Annotated in this window: 6 protein-coding genes; 4 read left to right on the forward strand and 2 right to left on the reverse strand. The window is 39.2% G+C overall.

The genetic code is table 11. The features are described from left to right. Nucleotides 1-6: 6 nt before the first annotated feature. From PDT38_RS12915 to PDT38_RS12925, 3 genes are all read left to right on the forward strand, one after another. A complete protein-coding gene (locus tag PDT38_RS12915) occupies nucleotides 7-1,137 on the forward strand; it encodes a dihydrolipoamide acetyltransferase family protein (RefSeq protein ID WP_270802134.1) in 1,131 nt (376 codons plus the stop codon). An 18-nt stretch (nucleotides 1,138-1,155) separates the two neighbouring features. Beyond that, nucleotides 1,156-2,532 carry a dihydrolipoyl dehydrogenase gene (gene lpdA, locus PDT38_RS12920; protein ID WP_270802136.1) on the forward strand — a complete coding sequence of 459 codons (1,377 nt, stop codon included), beginning with the start codon at nucleotides 1,156-1,158 and terminating at the stop codon, nucleotides 2,530-2,532. A 105-nt stretch (nucleotides 2,533-2,637) separates the two neighbouring features. Beyond that, nucleotides 2,638-4,476, forward strand: a complete 1,839-nt coding sequence (locus tag PDT38_RS12925; RefSeq protein WP_270802138.1) for a sigma-54-dependent Fis family transcriptional regulator — start codon at nucleotides 2,638-2,640, stop codon at nucleotides 4,474-4,476. Here the strand turns inward: PDT38_RS12925 and PDT38_RS12930 are convergent, their stop codons facing one another. Both PDT38_RS12930 and PDT38_RS12935 read right to left on the reverse strand, forming a co-directional pair. Beyond that, nucleotides 4,477-4,566 carry a YnfA family protein gene (locus tag PDT38_RS12930; RefSeq protein WP_270802140.1) on the reverse strand — a complete coding sequence of 30 codons (90 nt, stop codon included), beginning with the start codon at nucleotides 4,564-4,566 and terminating at the stop codon, nucleotides 4,477-4,479. Nucleotides 4,567-4,694: 128 nt separating this feature from the next. Beyond that, nucleotides 4,695-4,919 (reverse strand): RNase H1/viroplasmin domain-containing protein, encoded by a 225-nt coding sequence (locus PDT38_RS12935; protein ID WP_270802142.1) that lies wholly within the window; start codon nucleotides 4,917-4,919, stop codon nucleotides 4,695-4,697. A gap of 282 nt (nucleotides 4,920-5,201) precedes the next feature. Between PDT38_RS12935 and PDT38_RS19475 the strand changes: the two genes are divergently transcribed. Continuing rightward, nucleotides 5,202-5,285, forward strand: a complete 84-nt coding sequence (locus PDT38_RS19475) for a putative holin-like toxin (RefSeq protein WP_394356277.1) — start codon at nucleotides 5,202-5,204, stop codon at nucleotides 5,283-5,285. Nucleotides 5,286-6,000: the final 715 nt, after the last annotated feature.

Raw genomic sequence — 6,000 nt, forward strand, 5'->3', positions numbered from 1 at the left:
AGAGAAATGGCTGTTGAGGTTGTGATGCCAAAGTTAGGTATGTCAATGAAAGAAGGTACGGTTTCCGTCTGGAACAAAAAAGTCGGTGAAGCTGTTGCAAAAGGAGAAAGTATTGCAAGCATTCATTCTGAAAAAATTGAAATGGATATTGAAGCACCAGCAGAAGGAACTGTCATCGACATTAAAGTACCTGAAGGACAGGGAGTACCACCGGGGACCGTCATCTGTTCTATTGGTGCTCAAACTGAACAAGTGGCGGCTACAGATATGAAAGATCAACGGAAAGCAGAGCAACGGATTAAAATTTCTCCTGTAGCTCGCAAAATAGCTGAAGGTGCTCAGCTAGATATTGAGACATTGAAAGGAACGGGTCCAGATGGAAGAATTACAAAAGCTGATGTCTTAAAGGAGCTGGATGATCGCCCAGAAAGACAACCAAACCCAATAGTACATCAACAACATCCTGTCAGTATGATGCGAAAAACGATTGCTTCGCGGATGACGGACAGCTTGCAAAACACTGCACAATTGACGATTACAATGAAAGCTGATGTAACCAAATTAGCAGTTTTGCAGGCTCAGCTAAATGAAACTGTTAAAGCCAAATATGACATGAAACTGACGATGACCGATCTTGTTGCAAAAGCAGTGACGGTTTCATTGTTGAAGCACCCACAGATGAACAGTGTATATCAAGACGGCAGTCTAACGGTTTTTGATCATGTTCATTTAGGGATCGCAACAGCTTTGGAAAGTGGTTTGGCTGTGCCTGTTATCCAACATGCCGACCGTCTTCCATTGCTCGAACTAGCAAAGAAAATCAAATATTATGGAAAAAAAGTGAAGGACGGCAAGTTGCTTCCTGATGAAATTCAAGGTTCGACTTTCACGATCACCAATCTTGGCGCATATGGTGTGGAATATTTTACACCTATTTTAAACACTCCTGAAACGGGGATTCTTGGTGTTGGAACCATATCTTCTACACCTCTTTATAAGGGGGACCAATTAACGAAAAGTGATATTCTTCCATTAAGTTTAACGTTTGATCACCGTGCATTGGATGGAGCTCCTGCAGCAGCATTTCTTCGCAGTGTGAAAGAAGCTTTAGAAGACCCAGCAACGATTTTATTATAGGAAGAAGGTGAAAAAACAATGACACTGGCGATTATTGGAGGAGGACCTGCCGGATATGTAGCCGCGATTACAGCAGCTCGTTTAGGTCGAGAAGTCGTTTTAATTGATCAAGGGCCCTTGGGAGGAACTTGTTTAAATAAAGGATGTATCCCGACAAAATCATTGCTGGAAAGTGCCGATATGTATGAAAAAGTTAAGTCTGCTAGCGAGTTCGGGATCGACCTTTCATGTGATAGACCAGTCATTCAATGGTCAGCTGTTCAAAACCGAAAACAAGCAATTGTAAAGGAGCTGATCAAAGGGATTGGCTATTTAATGGATAAGAATCAGATTAAGATCTTAAAAGGAAAAGCATCATTTCTTTCTGAACATGATATTCGTGTTGAAGGGGATAGGAAAACGGAGATGATCAAAGCGAAGCAGATCATCATTGCTACAGGATCAGAACCGGCAGAGCTGCCATTTGCTCCTTTTGACGGAAAATGGCTGATTGATAGTAGTGAGGCAATGAACCTTCCAGCCATTCCTGACTCACTATTTATCATAGGAGGAGGCATTATTGGCTGCGAATTTGCTAGTATTTTTAGCAGAATGGGTACAAAAGTTTCTCTCGTTGAAAAAGCAGCTCAAATTTTACCTGAAGAAGACTTAGACATTGCCGAGTTTTTACAAGCTAAACTTGTAGAAACAGGGGTGAATGTTCTAACATCTGCAGAAATACAAGAACTGGCCCCTTCTCGAAAGAAAGCGATTCTGAATCATCGTGGCGAGCATTTGGAAGTGAATGCAGATCTTTGTTTAGTAGCGATTGGTCGCAAACCGCGACTGAGAAACTTAAACTTAGATCAAATCGGAGTTCACTACGACAAAAAAGGAATTCAAGTCAATGACAGTATGCAGACAAATATACCGCATATTTATGCTTGTGGTGATATTGTTGGAGGTGTTCAACTTGCACATGCAGCCTTTCATGAGGGGGCAGTTGCCGCTTCCCATGCCTCTGGCAAAGCCGCGCAAGTCAATGGCAAGGTGATTCCTCGCTGTATTTACACATCACCTGAGATTGCTAGTGTCGGGTTAAATGAAAAAAAAGCAAGGGAGCGCTTTGGTCATATTAAGATTGGGGAATTCTCATTTCGTGCAAATGGAAAAGCGCTTATATTAAATGAACCGATAGGTAAAGTCAAAATCATCACAGAGCCTGAATATCATGAGATAGTGGGAGTATCAATTGTTGGTCCAGATGCAACTGAACTGATTGGGCAGGCGGCTGTCATGATGTATGCTGAGATGACAGCCGAAACGATGGAGGATTTTATCACTGCACATCCAACACTTTCAGAAGCCATTCACGAAGCTTTACTACAAATAACAGGGCAAGCCGTTCACTATTAAACCATTACTTTATAACTTCGCATCTTCTAAGGTGCGAAGTTTTTTTATGTTGAAAGCGCTTTAATTATTATCTATAATGAAAAAAAACCTATAGGAGAGGATGGAATGAATCTGACGCCCTACTATTTAAATACGTGGAAGCGTTTTGTTCAGGAGGGATTGCTTGATCAAGCCCGGTTGAAAAAAAGAGTTATAGAATCATGGTATCGCTGTAAACATGCAAATGTGAATCCGTATTTAGATAAAGGACAGTCAATCTTAAAAAAAGATTTATTCAACACTCAAAAAAAGAAGCATTCCTTATTTCTTGACATTGCCGGGCCTTATTTAAAAAAAATCAGTCTTGAATTGGAACAGTCAGAAATGATGGCCTTGTTGATTGATGCTGATGGCTATGTTTTGTCACTAACTGGAAATCAAAAGACTCTTCATGAAGCAAAGAAAATTAATTTTGTCGAAGGTGTCCGCTGGACAGAAACAGACGTTGGTACAAATGCGATTGGAACGGCCCTTGAAACAGGAGAAGCCGTCACGATTAATGGACCGGAACATTATGCTGTCGCTTCTCATCACTGGAGCTGTTCTGCTGCCCCAATTAGAGACGATGACGGCAAACTTATCGGGGTGATTGATATCTCCTGTCTAACCGACAAACGACACCCTTTTATGCTAGGAATGGCTGCTACAGCCGCACATGCAATTGAACGTGAAATCGGAGAATATAGAAAAAAGAAAGAAATGGAACTGATCAACCTCTGCCTTGAAAAGATTGAGTCTAACGAACCATATATCCTCTGTAATGAGAAGAAAGTCATTGTGTCCGCAAGCAGTCCAATTCGTAAACGAGTTTCAAAATGGTATGGGATGCATCTTCAACATCTACTTGATCAAGGGTTTCGCAGTGAATGGGAGGAACTGATCACCTCAGAAAACAATGGAAGGTCGATTGGAACATTAATCTTATTAGCAGAAACCCCTCGTAACAAAACCGTAAAAACATATATCCCTTCGCTCAACTTTGCTGGGGAGATGGGAACAAGCAAATCATTTCAAAAAACACTTCATGAAATAAAACTTGCTGCAAATACAGATGTAAATGTTTACATATGGGGGGAGACAGGATCAGGAAAAGAATTGGCTGCAAGAGCTATCCATGCAAGTAGTTCTAGAAAAAATGGCCCGTTTATTGCAGTCAATTGTGGTGCCATTCCCGAAGGATTAATGGAAAGTGAACTATTTGGCTATGTTCAGGGGGCATTTACAGGAGCAAAACAAGGCGGCTCAAAAGGGAAATTTGCACAAGCTGACAAAGGAACGATCTTTTTAGATGAAATTGGTGAGATTCCCTATGCTATGCAAGTTGCTCTGTTAAGAGTCATTGAAGAACGACATGTTACACCAATTGGTGGGACTTCTGAAATCCCGCTTGATATTAGAGTGATTACCGCGACCCATCGTAATCTGACAGACTTACTGAAAAAAGGGAAAATTCGTGAAGATTTATATTATCGCCTTCATGTTTATCCTATAAAAATCCCCCCTCTCAGAAAAAGAAAAGAAGATATTCCTGCTTTATTTCGCTATTTTCAGAAGAAACATCAATGGAATGCGGAGTTTTCAGAGCTCTTTTTTATGCAGCTTCAAGAATATCATTGGCCTGGGAATATTCGCGAACTTTTTAATATGTTTGAACGGTTAAGGGTTTTGTTTCCAGCAGGTGGATTCATCAGTTCATCACAATACGAGCCGATTTTAAGTGAACTTGAGTTGGCCAATAACATCACATCTGAAGAAGACGATCACTTAACTTTTCGAGAACATCTTCAAAAACGCACAATTATTGATGCATTGCAAAAAACAAAAGGCAATGTTTCAAAAGCAGCAAAGCTGGCAGATATCCCAAGAAGTACTTTTTATAAACGACTGCAAAAGTATAATTTATAGTCACCCTCTTGGTGCCCAAAGTATGATATAGATACCAACCAAACAGAATCCAGCCCCGACCCAGTTATAAAGGTCAGGGGTTTTTTTCAACCCATCAGCCCCATAGTACTAAGAATGATTGGCTTAGACTCGCCCGAAACCTTTAATCTGTTTACCATCAGGTAAAATCAGTAATATACAATAGGAATACTTTTTTGGCTGTTTTTTATAGCTTCCGCCTATGTAGGCAACAACTGTGTTTTCTTTTTCAACTTTTGCAGTTGGTTTTGGTTGTGTTTTTTCTTTTTCATCACCTTCATCAAGAATATTTGAGCTTCTTTCATGCTTGCAAAACTCTTAAATTCAGGCTTACTATAGCAACTCACAGCTTTCATATATTCATCCCAAGTCGTAAAAATTCCAGTTTCATGTCCTCTTCTAACTATATAAAATCTCTTAGTCATGACACTTCCCCTTCATAGTAATACCTTATCTAATAGAACAGGGTGATTTTCTCGAACTTTCTAATGCTTTTCAACCCGCTTCTATTTTTCTTCGAATCCGATTTTTATTCATGTATGTTTCACGAAGAATTATATACTTCCCATCAACACTTTGCTTTTGGACAATAAAAAAACACTCTAAGCATTTGGAGTGATGTGGTAAAATATTCAATGTACAAAGTCTTGGCTCACTCAAGGGAAGCTGGCTCATCCCCTACCCTCTATGGAAAGGGGGTGATGCTGATGACAACTTTTCAAGTGTTCTATTTAATGATTGCTTTTAGCATGTTTATTCTAGCCTTGTTGTCGTATATAAACAAAAAATAGACCTTCCCTTGAGCCTGGAAAGTTCCTAGGGAAAGTCTATTTCCTAAATTTCTAATGAGCCAGCCCTTTGATGGGCCACTTTGTACAATGGACTCGACTGCTATCAACAGTCGGGTCTTTTTTAGTTTATGCAATTTCTTTAGAAATTATCCTTATCCTTATCTTTATGATAAGTCAAGAAACAATTTTTTGCAATGAGATAGCACCCAAATCAGCTTTTCAAGTAGTGATCCTCCTACTTCTAAGAAATTCTCCAAACTACTTTTTTCTGATCCGCAGGAGAAACAGCGAGGATATTTTCAGATGTAAACGTCCTTGTTTGTCGGCTCTTAAAACAATAAGCTCTTATATAACTCTCATTGATTTGATGAACAATGATTGACCTTTTTGAAATTCGACCGTCTCTTCTCATATAGAGATGTTCTTTCTTTTAATGAGCGTTTTAACATCGAATCCATGTGTTTCCCTTCCTATATTTTTTCATTTTACCAGAACATGTGTTCGCGATGCAATTATAATACGGATGTTTGTTCGTCCTTGTTTTATGGTGTGATCATCAGAAAAATAGGACTATTTTAATAACTTTGAACGCATATACCTATAAAAAACAGTTCTATATCACTATTTCACTCACTTCACTTCTTTTTTATGATTAAAGGTATGGAAAAAAATTCAGTGGTTAAATCTGTATAATTCCTTATATTGAGGTGAAACA

The organism is Bacillus changyiensis, assembly GCF_027706145.1.
Lineage (GTDB): Bacteria > Bacillota > Bacilli > Bacillales > Bacillaceae > Bacillus > Bacillus changyiensis.

What these genes read in the sequence shown, in the direction of transcription:
- PDT38_RS12915 (WP_270802134.1), top strand. Translation starts at nt 7, where the DNA reads ATGGCTGTTGAGGTTGTGATGCCAAAGTTAGGTATGTCAATGAAAGAA.
- PDT38_RS12925 (WP_270802138.1), top strand. Translation starts at nt 2,638, where the DNA reads ATGAATCTGACGCCCTACTATTTAAATACGTGGAAGCGTTTTGTTCAG.
- lpdA (WP_270802136.1), top strand. Translation starts at nt 1,156, where the DNA reads ATGACACTGGCGATTATTGGAGGAGGACCTGCCGGATATGTAGCCGCG.
- PDT38_RS19475 (WP_394356277.1), top strand. Translation starts at nt 5,202, where the DNA reads ATGACAACTTTTCAAGTGTTCTATTTAATGATTGCTTTTAGCATGTTT.
- PDT38_RS12935 (WP_270802142.1), bottom strand. Translation starts at nt 4,919, where the DNA reads ATGACTAAGAGATTTTATATAGTTAGAAGAGGACATGAAACTGGAATT.